The 16,303-nt window shown below is 33.5% G+C and carries 12 protein-coding genes; all 12 read right to left on the minus strand.

Annotated elements, in window-relative coordinates; genetic code table 11:
* Nucleotide 1 precedes the first annotated feature (1 nt).
* The 12 genes from ACFX4H_RS12905 to ACFX4H_RS12960 all read right to left on the minus strand — a co-directional run bounded on the left by ACFX4H_RS12905 (nt 2) and on the right by ACFX4H_RS12960 (nt 16,163).
* Entirely contained in the window at nt 2-2,812 is a 2,811-nt protein-coding gene (locus ACFX4H_RS12905) for a DEAD/DEAH box helicase (RefSeq protein ID WP_377435490.1), read from the minus strand.
* Between the two features lie 468 nt (nt 2,813-3,280).
* Nucleotides 3,281-3,427 (minus strand): SMI1/KNR4 family protein, encoded by a 147-nt coding sequence (locus ACFX4H_RS12910; protein ID WP_377435491.1) that lies wholly within the window; start codon nt 3,425-3,427, stop codon nt 3,281-3,283.
* Nucleotides 3,428-4,262: 835 nt separating this feature from the next.
* Complete coding sequence (locus tag ACFX4H_RS12915; protein ID WP_377435493.1) at nt 4,263-5,462, minus strand: GmrSD restriction endonuclease domain-containing protein; 1,200 nt, start codon at nt 5,460-5,462, stop codon at nt 4,263-4,265.
* Nucleotides 5,463-5,946: 484 nt separating this feature from the next.
* The gene (locus tag ACFX4H_RS12920) at nt 5,947-7,458 is read right to left on the minus strand and encodes an Eco57I restriction-modification methylase domain-containing protein (protein ID WP_377435494.1); all 1,512 of its coding nucleotides are present in this window, start codon (nt 7,456-7,458) and stop codon (nt 5,947-5,949) included.
* Nucleotides 7,459-7,716: 258 nt separating this feature from the next.
* Nucleotides 7,717-8,223, minus strand: coding sequence for a hypothetical protein (locus ACFX4H_RS12925; protein WP_377435495.1), 507 nt, complete (start codon nt 8,221-8,223; stop codon nt 7,717-7,719).
* Nucleotides 8,224-8,271: 48 nt separating this feature from the next.
* Nucleotides 8,272-9,849 carry an AAA family ATPase gene (locus ACFX4H_RS12930; protein WP_377435496.1) on the minus strand — a complete coding sequence of 526 codons (1,578 nt, stop codon included), beginning with the start codon at nt 9,847-9,849 and terminating at the stop codon, nt 8,272-8,274.
* Between the two features lie 282 nt (nt 9,850-10,131).
* A complete protein-coding gene (locus tag ACFX4H_RS12935; RefSeq protein WP_377435498.1) occupies nt 10,132-11,001 on the minus strand; it encodes a hypothetical protein in 870 nt (289 codons plus the stop codon).
* Nucleotides 11,002-11,383: 382 nt separating this feature from the next.
* A complete protein-coding gene (locus ACFX4H_RS12940; protein ID WP_377435500.1) occupies nt 11,384-11,839 on the minus strand; it encodes an SMI1/KNR4 family protein in 456 nt (151 codons plus the stop codon).
* Nucleotides 11,840-11,851: 12 nt separating this feature from the next.
* Nucleotides 11,852-13,633: a T7SS effector LXG polymorphic toxin gene (locus ACFX4H_RS12945; RefSeq protein ID WP_377435502.1), complete on the minus strand. Its 1,782-nt coding sequence runs from the start codon at nt 13,631-13,633 to the stop codon at nt 11,852-11,854.
* Between the two features lie 279 nt (nt 13,634-13,912).
* Nucleotides 13,913-14,740 carry a MetQ/NlpA family ABC transporter substrate-binding protein gene (locus tag ACFX4H_RS12950; RefSeq protein WP_063594653.1) on the minus strand — a complete coding sequence of 276 codons (828 nt, stop codon included), beginning with the start codon at nt 14,738-14,740 and terminating at the stop codon, nt 13,913-13,915.
* A gap of 18 nt (nt 14,741-14,758) precedes the next feature.
* On the minus strand, nt 14,759-15,421 hold the full coding sequence (locus tag ACFX4H_RS12955; RefSeq protein ID WP_377435505.1) for a methionine ABC transporter permease: 663 nt from the start codon (nt 15,419-15,421) through the stop codon (nt 14,759-14,761).
* The gene (locus tag ACFX4H_RS12960) at nt 15,414-16,163 is read right to left on the minus strand and encodes a methionine ABC transporter ATP-binding protein (RefSeq protein ID WP_063590210.1); all 750 of its coding nucleotides are present in this window, start codon (nt 16,161-16,163) and stop codon (nt 15,414-15,416) included. The genes ACFX4H_RS12955 and ACFX4H_RS12960 overlap by 8 nt, the downstream gene beginning before the upstream one ends.
* Nucleotides 16,164-16,303: the final 140 nt, after the last annotated feature.

Below are 16,303 nucleotides of genomic sequence, written 5' to 3' on the forward strand. Positions count from 1 at the left end.
ACTATACTCTTTTAGTGAACTCCGTATATAAACTAGCCGGAACTTCATTCTCTAATTCCATTGTAACGGTAATTGGCTTTTCCCCTTCATATTCCACCGTGTTACCCTTCCCGATATAAATATACGGTTCTGTCTTTCCGTCTATTTCTTTATACTTTCTAATAAATAAATGTAAATGTATCCCTCTATCCTGATTGAATACAATATTCTTTCCTCTCTCAGAACTTGGGGCAGTACTATTTGGAGTCTGCCATTGAAAAATGCGTTCGCTTATAAATTCATCGTGGTAATTAATGCTCTCTTTAATATCTTCTTCCTTGTGCAAATCAATAAATAAGAAATAGTCATTTCCATTTGAAAGTAGACCAGAACCCCTAAAGGCACTGTGGCTTTTGCGATAATTTGAGAGTAATGCAGCATCAGCCATTTGATACTGTTCATATAGCTTCAAATGTGGCACACCATAGTAGTCTTCTTTAAATTCCTTTTCATATCTAAAGATTCCATAAATGATCAGATCTTCGATATACGTTCTATATTCTTCATTCTGTAGAACCTTTTGATAAGAAGTTGTCTTAGTTAAATGACCATTTTCAAGAGCAAATAACTTAAAGTTCCTCTTTTTCTGACCAGGATCATAAAAATCCTGATTTAGACACTGCAAGGCATGCAATACGCTATCTTCATCTACCTCTTTAACCAACTTCAATATCTCACGTTTTGCGGTTTCTAAAGAGATATCATCATGGTCCAATAGATATTTAGCAATAGCAAATTCATACACTCGCTTTAAAGGTAATTTGCTCGATAATTCCCTTAATACTCCTTCAAAATCTTCGTCTAGTAATAGCCTTTTCAAGGAATCCTCTTTTTCTACTTTTGCTACAAATTGCAAATATGTTTTTTCGCGATTAATAAACTTAATCGGATCTGGAGCTCCATCAAATTTCATATAATCCATTAATAATAAAGGAATTTTACCTTGATTCATTTTCTTAAACTCAAAGTACTCTTCCTTCAAATACTTCAAAGAATTAAAGTTTTCCTTATCAATCTGCGCTAATATCCGTTCTTCAGAAATTTTATCCATTTGAATATGCGTACACCCTGGAATATTTGCAAAGCCAGTTGCAATAGCAACCTTTAAGCTTTCTTTATCATAATAACGGCTTCCATTTAATGCGATGGCAATTAAGAACGTTTTACTATGATTCCCAATGAAATCAAGTACAGTTAGGAAAGTCTTGTCTTTATGCTTACGAAGTCCTCTTCCCAGCTGTTGAATAAAAACAATCGGAGAATTAGTAGGTCTTAACATTAGTACGGTATTTACTGAAGGAATATCAACACCCTCATTAAAAATATCAACCGTGAAAATAAATTCTAAATCATCATGGTCATCTTCTAACTTATTTATATAATACGATCTCTGCTCGACTGAGTCATTTCCAGATAAACAGATACTTTGAATACCCCTACTATTGAATTCTTGTGCCATATATTGTGCATGTTCAACGGTTACGCAAAACCCTAGGCCTTTTCTTTTTTCACCGTCATGGCCATAGAAATTCATATTCTTAATAATAAAGTCGACTCTCTCGTTAACCTTTAATCTCTTCGTGATCTCCGCTACATCGTCAATATCTACATCACTTAAATCAATTCCCTCAATATCGGTAATACCAAAATAATGAAAGGGAATAACCAGTTCATCCTCTAAAGCCTCATGTAAACGAACTTCTAATGCCACATTATTATCGAATAGGTCAAAGACATTTTGTTGATCGCTTCTCTCTGGAGTAGCTGTCATCCCTAATGTGAACTGTGGGTCGAAATATTCTAACACTGCTTGATAGCTTGGGCTTGTTACATGGTGAGCCTCGTCAAAAATAATATAATCAAATTTGTCTCGTTTAAATTCCTCGTAGCATTTAGACAAAGTTTGTATGGTAGAAAAAATATAATCGGCATTTTTTTGCTTTTGATTCCCAGTCAGTAATCCAAATGTCAGTTTTTCATTAGGAAGGAGCTTTTCAAATGTCTCTTTTGCTTTTTTTAATATTTCTTCTCTATGTACAATGAACAACAATCTTTTAGGCTTGAATCCCTTTACGTCAAAAGCAGACATATACGTTTTACCCGTCCCTGTTGCTGCTATAACTAAGGCCTTCTTTTCCCCAAACGATCTAATTCTTTCAAGGTTTTCAACCGCACATTTTTGCATGTTATTAGGAATGATATATTCAGAGCTTTCATAAATAAATTGCTGAGTATTCGTATAGCCCTTTAATTTACTCAAAAACTCTTCATACTTACTAATAAAATTGTCATCCGCTACGACACTACTATTCCATAAGCCATCATATTCCTTTAAAACATCTTTCAGAAATTGAGCATCCTCTTTAGCAATAATCTCAACGTTCCACTCAATATTACTCTTAAGGGCACTTTGAGTAATATTAGAAGAACCAATAATCACCTTATAGCTATCCTCAAATTCGAAAATATACGCTTTCGTATGAAAACCAATCGCCTTATCTGTTTCAAAAATCTTCAAATGAATATTACTAAACTCATTTATTTTCTTTAAAGCCTTCGCTTCAGTAAAATTAAGATAAGTAGAAGTAATAATCTTCCCCTTTACTCCCCTTTTTTCCGCGTTCTTGAAAGTATCCAACAACAGCTGAAGACCACTATAATTAATAAAGGCCACGCTGAAATAAAACTTTTCACACTCATTAATAGAAGAAATTAATTCATTTAATAAATTACCCTTGTCTGAATTGACAATTAGCTTTTTCTCGATGCTCATGATTCGCTCCTGACTGTGGTTATATATAAGAGGATTTTTTAGATCTAAATTAAATATTCAATAACTCGTTGAACAATAATACATTATTCGGGCTTTTTTCTAAAATCGAAGGTTTCCCTTCAACTAGTGTCTGGATAGTGTATCATAAACATGTTTTATTAAGGATATTCTTTTATATTTTACACATTTGGAAGATTGAAAAGTTTCTTCTATAACTATATTAACAAAAACCATGATTTTTAAGGCAAATTTAAAAAAGGTGATTTCACCTCTTTTTTTGGTTTTTTATCAAACTCTTATCAAAACTAACAATCAAAAACGGTGTGTTTTTACTGTTAATAATAAACGTTATACAAACTAGAAAATTTGTGCAATAAAAAAGAACCTTTAAAGTTGCGCGGGTACTGAATACTGTAAAAGGTAGGGGAATGTTCAAAACCATAGCAGGGGTTTCTACTGTAAGATGACCTAGGTCGTTAAAAACCACTTATAACTTTCTAGTAATTCCACCCCTAACTCATTTTGGAAAACATTGATTTGACTTACATCTATTCCACCTAAAGTCATCTGATTCCTATGTTCATTAATAAAATTTGTTAATACACCTTTATTCATTCAGTAATCTCCTTCAAACAATAGTTGGTGTTTAGATTGTAAGGCAAAAGATTAGGTATTGAGACTAATTCTTTTGCCTTCGTAACGCCTTTTACTGCTGCCGCTATTATTGTGACCACCCCAGTCTTCGTTACGGCTTCTGCGCCTTTTGTTTCTACTACTTTCGTGACGACTGTTCCAAGGGCATAAGTTACCCAATGAGACCGCGAATAGGCATCACCATTTACCATATCCCGTTCATAAAATAAGATATTCCCATTAAAATATATTTATAGGTTTTTATCGGATGCACGATTGAATTTGCCACTCCTTCAACCGTTTCCCTAGGGTCTGTGACAAAATCCCAAACCTCCGTAACAAATACATTATAAAGGCCTAGGCCAATTCCCTTTGCAATGTCTGCCGTTTGTTTGGATGCTTCTAGCTACATAACATATTGCTGCTGGGTATGCTCTAAGTTTTTACACCCGATCTGCTTGGCGATTTGAGGAACTCATCTGGTCACATACATGATCAAGTTGTGCCTTTAATTCTTTTAATCCGTCGATTCTCCGCTTCCGCTAGTTGATATCCATTTTTTTGGACTCCGAATGAAGCGATTTTGACTAACAAAGATTACTCATTTTGCAGGCTGCTTCTTCTTCATTTTTGTTTCCAGTAACTCTACCGGTTTTATGTTCCTTTTTTGACTCATAATTTTTCCTCCAATAGAAAAAACCCTCATTCTGTATATAGAATGAGGTTTTTTTCTGAACATATGTTCATAGCTATAATATATATTTTCATATTTATTTTTTACGATTCTATTTACCCAAGATGGCTTCATTTTAATCAATTAATAGCTAAAATACTTTTTACCCAAATCAGTTAAAGTTGTGAATCGAGTTACCGCTCTACCACTTATAGTTTTTTGGGCTTCCGAATAATCACTCGAGTCATAAAGGTCTGTTACTTTAGTTAATATATAATCTGTAGGAATATCCATATTAATGATTTTATCTAGATTTTCTGCTATACCGATTGCAATAATTTCAAAGCTAGATAGCATTACTTGCCCTTTAAATCTTTGCTCTTCATTATAGTATTTTTTAAATGCAGATTCTCCAAGAGCATTATTAAGAAGTTCAAATGTTTTATCAAAAATCTCTTTCTCCTTAATTAGATCAAGACTATTTTCACTGCAAATGTCTCTCATTTTTTTAGTTAGCACTTCATGTATATCATCTGTAAATGAATACTCATCTTTTTTGATATGCCTATAAACAACAAAGCGTAAAACATATTCTAAATTATTTTGTTCGTTTTTTGCTTTTTGACTAATTGGTAAACATGACATAAAGTCAGGATTCATTGATAAATTTCTAAGCCAAACATAGAATTCTCTATTAATCATAATTGCTAAGCAATTTCTAACTTCCTGATGTGTTAATTTACTACCACCAGTATTTAATCTATCAAATATATCATATTTTGCCTTAGGATTACTTTCGTTTCCTACAACAATTACTTTTAATTTCGAGTTTAAAAATCTGTTTGCAATACCAATTCCTTGTTGAAATGAGAAGCGATGTTTATGTGGAGGATGCTCATTATCCCATACTTTTCCTTCTAGGCTTGGTAGTTTTTCTGTACCTACCAATATACTCGGAGGTATTATTTTCTCTTCATCATCTCTTAGTACACCCAAAAACTCAAAGATTGTTGATAACCTTTGTACACCATCAATTACATCCCATGCAGTTCGTTCATCTTCAGCAACAAAGAGAGGAGGTATAGGGATACCTAACAAAATTGATTCAATCAATTTTGTTTTTTGAGTCATTGACCATCTAAATAGCCTTTGAAACTCCGGATGGATGTCTATTACTTTTCGGTTTGAATACATATTCAGAAGTTCTGAAATAGTAATATCCAATGTTTCAGTTTTCATTTCCTTTCTTTCTTCAGTAATCTGATCTTCCAATTCTTTTATAGTTCCGTAATTGTTCACATCACTGGAAATAATATCAAAAATGAGTTGTTCCTGATTTTCCATTTTCATATCATCCTCTCAAAAAAATAAGTCATCATTATTTTAATTTCTGATAATAATTGGTTCTAAGATGCTTCCTACTTTATAACGAATTTTTTTCATTTTCCTCATTTACTTCTTTAGAAATTAGATCTGCATCAACTTCTGAATATTCCGATAATTACCAATTTTCATTGGTGGTAATCTTTTTTACCCTTTATCCAATCGCTAACTGATTGTGGAGAGACCTTAACGTAATTTACAACTTCCTTAAAACCATTTTTTTAACTTTATTAATACTTCTAAACCAATCACCATTTCTTCTCCTTACCTGATTTGATGATAATAAGTTAACAAGACTGATTCAATTATCAAATTAATAAAATTATTCAATTTATCCAAATTATTCAAACTGCAAAGTCTAATTTATAACGACTGATTCAATAAGTCAATTTTTTTTTGGGAAAATAATAAAATAATTCAAAAGCCACCTAAATACAATATGTATCTAGATGGCTTTTTTAAAATTATAATTATCAATAATTTTGTCAATTTCTTCTTGTGGAGGTAATTCATTAAACAACCTACCTATTTGGATCAAGTCTTCTTTATAGGGGTATTTTATTGCTTTTAAATCTGCAACATTAACCTGGGTGCTGCCACTAAAAGTTCTGAAGTAGAAGTCTACCAATGATGAATTAAGATATAAACATAAACCTTTTGCTAAATTCAAATCATCAATTCCACCATGCGCTATATGGTAATAATTTATTTTATTGTCGAATCCAACCTTTTGATCTGAATACTGCTTATTGTTAAAAACAGCAGCTACAATCCTTTTTCTCTCTTCTTTCGTAGTCATTCTTTTAACTAAGACATATATTCCGGAAGGTCTTAATCTTTTATAATTTTTATCATCTTCAACAATGAGACCTGGTTTTTCACTTTCAATAGGCCACTCTATTTTTCCCTGTCTAAAATTCTCTTGATAAATCATTGGAAATGACCATAGATTATATTCAAACCTGAGGCTTTCTGGATTTTCTCTAAAATCAACTATAGGTCCCGTTGAAACACTAATTCCCAACTTTGATAATGTGCAAGGTAGTGAATGCATTTGATCTACAATCATTTTATCTGGAGTATGGATAATACGAATTATTTTCTTAGAGTCTAATGGAAATATTACATTATCAAAACGTTTATGTGTTCTTTTAGTCTCGGTAAAATCATCTTTTAAAGACTCTGTTATAAGAATAGTGTCATTTAACTTCTGTACTTTTTTCTGTAAGGATAAAATAATAGTTTCTTGTAAAACTTCATCATAAAATAAATCTTTTCTCGATTTAAAAATATGAATTCGATCTATTTTTGTTTGTGTAATTAAATCTTCTCTAAACGACTTAAAGTAGGTCCCACTGCAGAAACTTCTAGGCAATATAACTACTAATTGTCCTTTAGATTTTAATAATCTATACGATATAGCTAAAAAAGCAGCATAATAGTTTGGAACATCTATTCCACATTCCATTAGAATTCTCTTATGATTAGATTCACTATTTAACTTACGATATGGTGGATTTAAAATAATATAGTCAAATAAATCATTACATTCATTCACCTTATTCAATCCAGCAATGATAAAATCTTCATATCGTGTTGTGAAATTTAAAGTAATTCCATTATCTCCGCATAACTTTTGGAGCTCGAACAAATTCTTATTTAACTTTTCAGAAAGCGTCTCATCAATTTCAAAAAGTTCTAAATTAATCACTTTAGGCTTTCTTTTCCAATCGCAAACCATAGCAATAAAAGCTGCGGAAAGATTGCCTGTACCACAACCTGGATCTAAAATATTGATTTCATTTTTTCTAACTTCTTTAAACATAGAACTCATAAAACTTGCAATGCTGATTGGTGTAAAATACTGCTCATTTTGCTCCTTTTGCTGAATTCTAGTTTCATCAGAAGTTGCCTCAATGGAACATTTATTTATTTTTTCTAGTAAATCTTCAATCATTAGAAACAACCTCCATCAGTAACATTATATATTATTTAATAACTGCTTTGAATAAAAAATAATTCCTCTTTAATACAAAAAGGATTGAACAAATACCTTCTTTTGTTCAATCCTTTATTCATCGGCTTCAAGTACCCTGTTTTAAAAAGTAAAAAGTGTAAAAATTACATCTAAAAAGGATGAATTTTCATATCTTATAGGAATTTAAAACATTATAATTTACTGACATTGTTAAGTTTTTTTTCTAAACAAATGTAATTATTCTTCCCTCTCCTCAAGCTCTTCTACTTCAATTGCTTCATTTGTAATTCCAAAAAGAGCTATAATTTTATCAATAAGATTATTAAATTCACTACCTTTTGTTTCTAAAATTGCACACTTAATTTCCCTTTTCAACCTTGCAGACTTTACTTCTGGTCCTACACTAAGTTTAGCAACAACCTTGCTAAATACCGACTTACCATCCATATAGTCATGCCAATTATTTTCCCAACTTTCTCCCTCATAAAACTCCTGCATCTGGTCAAAAAGATTCAAAAGCTCTTGTTTTATATCTAAAAACTCCTGTTTATTGTATAATTCATCAATATACTTATTATAAAGTGTTTTATTCTCTACCTTTATATCCTTATGGTTTATTAACTTTTTCACCTTTTCCATTTTATGGTGAAGATGATGATTTAAATATTTCTTTCTTGTATATTTTAGTTGTTCGGTCGCAACTTCATAAATTTCATTTTTTATTTCATCCTCAGTTAGGGGCAAATAACTGTCACTTTGATGTTGCTTAAGGACATCCGCAATAATTATTGGTTATAAAAAATAATTTTCTAATTCATGCTTATCCATTACTATAAAATGATTTTCAAAATATTCTCCATGTCTATTTTTTATAGATTCAATCTCATGTACACTTCTAGTGTCTCTATCTATTAAAAACACAAACATTGGGTCCTTTAAAAATGTGCTTACTTTTTTGATACCTTCAAAAGTCTTAATTATCTCAGAACAACTATCTAAAGCTCTAACTTTTATATTATATCGGTCTAATTTACTTTCAAGTACTTTTATATCAGTATCGCCTTCAACAAATAGTATTTTGTCATTAACATAGCTAATTCCTAATTTCCGAAGTGTTTGCTCACAAGAAGCATAATCAATCGGCGTAAGTGTTTCACCTAATACAAAGTTTGTCCCTTTGGAAAAGTTATGGTAGATTAACCCTTTCGAATGTGTTAGCAAGAATACCTGATTTAAACGGAATTTATCATAACCTTTATCAAGTTCACTCACAATTGTCGTGAGGGATTTCTGGCCAATATTTAATTCACTAATAAATTTTTTGAAATCATCAGAGTAAGTAATGTCATGTAATAAAGTAGAAAGTTTACAAGCAACTTCCTCATGTAAATGATTTTCTGGCTCATCAATAATTAGAATCCCCATATTTTTTATATAATTAATAAATAGTAATGTATACCATATTAGTTTTTCTCCAGAGCTAAACTGCCTCATGTCATATTGTTTCGTTCTTAAAGATTTATTATTTTTTGCACTAAATATAAACTGATTTTCCCTTTTAGAGCCTGATAAATTTGTAAAGGACAAATCAGGCATTAAAGTTGCAAATAACATTTTAGTTACATGATAATATAAATCTTTTCTTGGAGATGGTCCTTTTCGAGTAACAGGAATTATTTTTTCATGTAAATAATCATTTACTAGAATTTCATATAAATTTTCAAAAATACTAGTAGGGTCTAAAACAAACTTAACAATAGGAGAAATAATCTTATCTTGCTTTAACTTTATATCATCAAATGTAACGTCTTTTTCAATAATATGCTTATTTGAACTAATAAAAGCAATAATATTCTTGGGACTTTTCAGATTCCAAAATGAACTTAGAACAGCTTCTTCCTCGTCAGTAATCTCTATTGCCCAATAAACCTGTTCATTTTCAATCTTTTTTGCCTTTAATATAACTTTAACTTCGATAACTTCGTCCTGAACTTCTATTGCTGAAGCAGCCTCTTGCTGATCATCGCTAATTTCTTGAGCTCCAGTAATCGAATTATCTTTTTCCATTTCTTGGTCTATCTTATCGAACTGAAAGACAACTTCAATATACGCTTTATCATCAATCATAAACTGAAACAGTTCTTTTCCTACTTCAGTATATAAATCTCTACCCTCGTAAGGAATTTCTTCTGTTAAAATTTTCTGTACAAAATATGCTTTCTGTAACTCTATTAAAGCTTCAAAAATAGTAGACTTCCCAGCACCATTCTTTCCACTTATTGTGTTAATATTTTGTCCTGCCATAAAGTCAAAAACAACTCGATTGTTATATTTCTTTATTTTATGTAGTGTTACTTCTTTTATTTTCAATTGCCAAGACTCCTAATTATTATTTCTAATTATTACTTTAATTAGAAAAATAGTAAATTCCCACCAATATTTATAAATTTCTTTATTTTTACATTTTTAGGTAAATAGAATATAATCCCAATTCCTAGTCGGTATTGCTTAAGTTCCTAATTTTATTTCTTATAATTAAAACTCACTTTCTTCACACTATAGTACGTTTCATCTTGACTAATTTAAGGTAAAAAACCTCATTTACTTATGATACAGCTCTCCGTGGTGTTATCTAAGTGAGGCTTTTTCTTTTTATGGAACTGGAAATATTATTCTCCAATTTATATCTGGATTGTATAAATCATAGTCTTCATCATCAGGACACCAAGCTCCAAAGTAGTCCTCCACCATTCCCTCGGTCATTGTATAATATATACTAGCTGGAAATGGCTGTTTCCTTATAATATAATCGATTCTATGCCAATCTTCAGAATCTGTTATACCTTTATAACTATAAGTGTGTTCTAAATAATTTATATCTACTCTGTTCCATTCCTCATAGTTATCCATACATTTCTTAAAAGAGTACTTTTGTATTTGCTCGCTGGTTAACTGAGCTAATTCACAGAGTGTACTACATATCTTAATAATCTCGTCTAGATTGTATTCACTAACAATATCTAGCCCTGTTGATGGAAATTTATAAGAAAATAATTCTCTCGAATCTTTTAACTCATTTAAAATATTGTCTACTTTTAATGCATAATTTATATCCAAGTGATTTAAGTAGTCTTTTGTAAGATTAATCATCTTAGAGTGACTCATATTTAAAAAATCACTATTTTCCTTCCATTCATTATATGGATTTACATACAAAAGAGCGCGACAACATGTAATCAATGAGTAATAATACAGGTATGGTACTGTCATTTTAAGATTCTTTTCAATTGCATACTCTAAAGATGTCAACATTACTGTTGCTGATAAAATCATTTTGGAACTTAAATAATTTCGTGTAATCCATTCTGAATTAAGCTTTATAGTCATTGAGTTATTTATATTCTTATGGTGTCTATTGTAAATCCAATTTTTAAATGTTTCCAATTGTTTTTCTGAAAAGAAATCATATATATACTTGTAGTTGAAATCATCATCAATCATATTTCTTACAACAAACTGCATAATTTCCTCCCTAGTACTCCTAACAAACTATTTTGACTATGACAAGGTTAATCTTTTTATATTATTCTTTGTTCTAAAATACTTCTTAAGATATATTCCTGGCTAAATGATTCATAAGTTTTAAGTAACTTAGTCATTTCTCTATTAAATTCACCGTAAGAAGATGTTAAGTATGCAGAATTTAATTCGAAAACAACTACCATAGATCTACGCCAATTCCCTTTGCAATGTCTAAAGGATTCTATTTGTAGGAGTATTGCTGGTGGGTCGACTGCAAAGTGGATAGTCCCTTTGATCTTCGAAAGGCACTATCCACTTCTTCTTATTTAAGAATATTTCTTACTTTATAACAAATGAGCTAAATAACTATTACCTTCAGCTTTTACCAATCTTCTTCATCTTCATCCCAGTTTTCTTTTGCCTCTTCAAGGCTTTCGATCAAATAATCTAGGAAATTATCAGCTACCTTTCGACCATAGCCTTCTTGATTATCCCACATAATAACTGGGCATTCACCATTCTTCATTTTATTAGTATCGAGGCAATAGGCAAATTCATCAACGTTTTCTATAACAACTATCCCATCAATTAATTTATAATACTTCTGATAATCTTTAGTGGCATCTACTACTGCTGGACCATTTAAACCATAACCAATTATTTCTACACCAAAAATACCACCATAACCATAGTTTCTTAAAAACCATTTGTAGCTATCCGGAAGTAGGACTTGTAGTTTAATTTCAGTTTCTTTAACTTTTTCATCGCTTACTCCACCTGTAAAATAAGCATCTTGACGATTTTCCATAATAAATTCTTGTAACTCAGAATACTTCAACTTATTCACCTTCTAGTCTTGAGTTTCGTATTGCTTACCTCTCCACTTCCAATACTTTCTATGGAATGCTTTATATTGACTTTCAAGCTCAGGAATATTTCTAAAACTTTCTCCATTATTTTTCAATCCATGTATTACTTTACTATATTGTTTATGTAAACTCTCTGGTATCTCTAACATAGTGCCAGGTTCTTCTTGAATTAAATGATGTAAATTAATTTTAGTTCCATCATTTGCATACGGAGCACGACCACTCTTCATTCTTTGCAAATTGGTTTCATTTGTTATCGGATCTAATTTATTTATATCTAAATCCTTGATCTGATACACTCTTCGGTCTATATCTTTTATCTTACCTTTAGCTTTAACTTTCCCTTGTACTTCAACAGCATTATATTTTTCATTATTCAACCAAGGTAGTGATATATTGTTACCTGTAAATGGTTTTCTTGTTGGATCTGAGACTTTTTGAGCCTTAGAAATTAACTGATCCTTCAACCCAACACCATTAACCACATTATAAGGTACTCCACCTGCCAACGACAGTTGGTTTTTTGGATTGTATGGCAAAAGGTTAGGGATAGTGGCCAGTTCTTTTGCTTTCGTAACACCTTTTACTGCAGCCGCTTTTGTAGTGGCTACCCCAGTTTTCGTTATGGATCCTGCGCCTTTTGTTCCTACTACTGATGTGACGACTGTTCCGAGGGCATAGGATACCCAGTGAGCCCGCGAATAGGCATCGCCATTTACCATATCCCGTTCATATGAGTCGGAGATGGATTTGGATATATATTTATAGGTTTGAATCGGGTGCATGATTGAATTTGCCACGCCTTCAACCGTTTCGCCAGGGTCTGTGACAAAGTCCCAAACTCCTGTCACAAAGTCTTTACCTACATCATAAAGGCCTACGCCGATTCCTTTTGCAATGTCTGCGGTTTGCTTAGCCGCTTCTAGCTGCATGACATATTGCTGCTGGGTGGGCGCTAAGTTTTCGTACCCGATCTGCTTGGCGATTTTGAGGAACTCATCTGGATCTGTTACATGGTCGAGTTGTGCCTTCAAGTCTTTGATCCGGCGATTCTCTGCTTCCTCTTTCTTAACCTTCAGGTATTCCGCGGTCTCTTTTTTCCTGACTTCCAGGTTTTTATAGGCTTCACTATTTTTATAAGCTGTTGCATTAAAATAGAGCGGGGATACTACTCCTCCCCTTGTACTGGATACTTTCAATTGCTCCATGAGTGCCGTCACTGCCGCTTGGTCCGCTTCGGATTTGGCATATTCAGTCGTCCACCTATGATCGATTTCGTTTACTTTGTCTATCGTTTGGGTCCGTTTTGTTTCAGCTTTCTCGATATTTTCAAAGAACGCATCATCGGAAAAAGGATCTAACTGAATGATATCATCAATTCCAGCCAATATTTTTTTCAGATCATTTTTCTGGGCTGTGACCATTTCCTTGGAATTTCGAGTCGCATTTGTCAGCTCTTCCTCTAAAAAAGGGACCGTAACCACGGTTTCACTAAGGTTCGCTTCGATTGTATCTCCTTGAATTCCGCTTAAAAAGGCAACATGCCGATTGATTAGACGCAGCCAAGAATCCACGACATCGATCTGTGCTTTGTAAAACCCTTTAATGGCCTCTGCTCCTTGCCCCTGCAGCTCATCATCCAAATGAACGATACTCTCAAATCCTTTTTTTAATTCCGTGAGCTGTTCCTTTAGATCTTTATATTGTCCGACACGCGTTTGCATGGCAGAAACTAGTGTTTGAGATTCGTAAATCATCGACATAATGGAAAGTCCTTTCAACTTCTTTTCTTATTCATTTCTATGTAATATTTTTATTCACTGTAAAATTATGGACTAAATATATTTTAGAAGAGTTTCTATATTTATTCAAGAAATGAAGGGACTTTTTATTAAACGGATTTATAGTATAAAGAAGGTAGGATAATAGAATATTTCTTTATGCTTTGTAATTTTCCAGGAGCCACAAAATTTGCAAAGTTAAACTAATACGTAAATAAGGGCTATTCCTGTTGAAGGAATAGCCCTTTCTTTGTATCAAAATCAAAATGCCGGTATGGCCGTTTCACTATATTTCTCTTCTAAAAATTTGCGTACCTCCGGGCTTGTCATGGCCTTGGCCAACTTTTGGACTGGCTCGGAATCCACGTTATCCTTGCGTGCCACTAATGTAATCGCAAAGTCATTTTCAACACCTTCTGTGAGAAGGGCGTCATTTTTTGGTGTCAAACCAAGCGGTGCAGCGTAAGCAGGTGTTATCACGATCGCATCTGCTTCATCATACGTTCTCGCTAGCATTAATAAATCGACTTCTTTAAACTTATAGTTTTTAGGGTTCTCAGTGATATCAGACATTGTATAGTATGGACCCTTTTTTTCCTTTAAAGTGATCACTTTATGCTGTGCCAGCAAGGCCAATGAGCGATCGATATTCGACACATCATTTGCAATGGCAATAACGGCACCCTCTGGCAATTTATCCATTGAATCGTATTCTTTGGAATACACACCATAATTGGCAAAATAAATGGGTTTCACTGGTACTAGCTCGGCATTTTTGTTTCGATTGAATTCCTCCATATATGGAACGTGTTGGAAGAAGTTCACATCCACTTCTTTTGCCGCTAGTGCGGTGTTAGGCTGCACATTATCACTTAATACGACCATTTCCAGGTTAATGCCCTCCTCTGCCAGCTTTGGTTTAACAAGCTCAAGGATTTCCGTCATTGGGGGAATGAGTGAGGCCACTTTCAATGTTACCTCTTCCTTCTCCTGATTCTGCGCATTTTCTTTCTCTTTTACTTCATTCGTCTTTCCACATCCTACTAAAAACAACATAATTGCTGCCATAAGAAAGAGTATTTTTTTCATGATGTTTCCCTCCATTATTTATCTTTTATCAATCATTCTGGCTACTGCCGTTCCAATAAATTGGATAAGCTGTACTAGAATAATCATAATGATAATCATATAAATCATTAGCTCTGTTTTAAACTGCTGGTAGCCATACCTGATGGCAAAGTCGCCAATACCGCCGCCTCCGACCACTCCCATGATCGTTGAATAGGAAATAAAGCTGATAATCGATGTTGTTAGTCCGAGGACTAGCCCTGAACGAGCCTCCACGTAAAGAAATTTAAATATGACATCCTTAATGGAAGCCCCCATCGAAATGGCTGCCTCGATCACACCCTTTGGCACGTCCAATAAAGATTGCTCGACCAATCGCGAATAATGGGCAATGGCGATGATCGCTAATGGAACGCAAGCAGCTGCTGTACCAATGGCTGTGCCGATTATGAGCCTTGTAAACGGGATTAAAAAAACAACCAATAATAAAAACGGGAATGAACGGATAATATTCACAAGTAAATTTAAAATCGAGAAAGTCCACGGATTTTCAAGCAAATGACCCTTCCTAGAAAGAAATAGCAAGGTCCCGACAGGCAATCCAATCAAAATCGCAGCTAAAATGGACACACCCACCATGGTAATGGTTTCTCCAATTGACTGCCAAATTTCTGCCTTATATTGAACTAAAATCTCAGGCATGGCCCAGCCCACCATTCTCTGCTAATTGTTCGATAAAGTATTCTGGACGATTATCCTTTTTTTGAATCCCGGTTGGTTCGATTATGACCGTGTCATAAATCTCCCCCTCTGCCATGATCGATACACGATTGCATATACTTTTAATGACATCCAGCTCATGACTAACGATGACTATCGTCACACCGAAGCGTTTGTTGATGTTTTCTAGCACGTCTAATATTTCAGCGGTTGTATTTGGATCAAGGGAAGAGGTCGGTTCATCACATAACAACACTTGCGGGTTATTTGCCAATGCCCTTGCAATGGCAACACGCTGCTTTTGTCCCCCGCTTAATTGTGCAGGATATCTCTCCATCTCACCCTCCAATCCGACAAATTGAAGACACTCTGCAACACGGCTCCGACGTTCCTTCTTTGGATAATTTGCCAGCTCTAAAGAGGCTGCAACATTGTCATAAACCGTTTTATTTGCCACAAGATTAAAATGCTGAAAGATCATGCCAATCGACTTCCGTGCCCCTCGAAGTGCTTTATTGTTCAATGTTGTCAAGCTTTGGCCGTTTACCTCCACTTCGCCCGCATCTGGGGTCTCCAACAAATTCATTAGCCGCAGCAACGTTGATTTCCCTGCTCCGCTTGCTCCGATTATTCCATGAATTTCACCTTTAGGTATTGTTAAAGTAACAGACTTAATAGCCTGAAATTGTGAAAAATTTTTACTCACTTGATCCAGGTTAATCATAAAATCCCACTTTCTATTTGTTGAAAGGTAAGCATAGCGCTCCACATTAATAGTTTCATCAAAGAAACACAGCTGATAAATCATTTTATCAACTAATGAGGACCTAATGCAAAGACACAAATTAACAGTTAAAGACTTCC

This window comes from Peribacillus sp. YIM B13477 (assembly GCF_042787955.1).
In the GTDB taxonomy this organism is placed as follows: domain Bacteria; phylum Bacillota; class Bacilli; order Bacillales; family DSM-1321; genus Peribacillus; species Peribacillus frigoritolerans.

Coding starts and splice junctions, on each gene's coding strand:
- ACFX4H_RS12945 (WP_377435502.1), bottom strand. CDS start 13,633: ATGTCGATGATTTACGAATCTCAAACACTAGTTTCTGCCATGCAAACG.
- ACFX4H_RS12960 (WP_063590210.1), bottom strand. CDS start 16,163: ATGATTAACCTGGATCAAGTGAGTAAAAATTTTTCACAATTTCAGGCT.
- ACFX4H_RS12955 (WP_377435505.1), bottom strand. CDS start 15,421: ATGCCTGAGATTTTAGTTCAATATAAGGCAGAAATTTGGCAGTCAATT.
- ACFX4H_RS12935 (WP_377435498.1), bottom strand. CDS start 11,001: ATGCAGTTTGTTGTAAGAAATATGATTGATGATGATTTCAACTACAAG.
- ACFX4H_RS12905 (WP_377435490.1), bottom strand. CDS start 2,812: ATGAGCATCGAGAAAAAGCTAATTGTCAATTCAGACAAGGGTAATTTA.
- ACFX4H_RS12950 (WP_063594653.1), bottom strand. CDS start 14,740: ATGAAAAAAATACTCTTTCTTATGGCAGCAATTATGTTGTTTTTAGTA.
- ACFX4H_RS12915 (WP_377435493.1), bottom strand. CDS start 5,462: ATGGAAAATCAGGAACAACTCATTTTTGATATTATTTCCAGTGATGTG.
- ACFX4H_RS12910 (WP_377435491.1), bottom strand. CDS start 3,427: ATGAATAAAGGTGTATTAACAAATTTTATTAATGAACATAGGAATCAG.
- ACFX4H_RS12920 (WP_377435494.1), bottom strand. CDS start 7,458: ATGATTGAAGATTTACTAGAAAAAATAAATAAATGTTCCATTGAGGCA.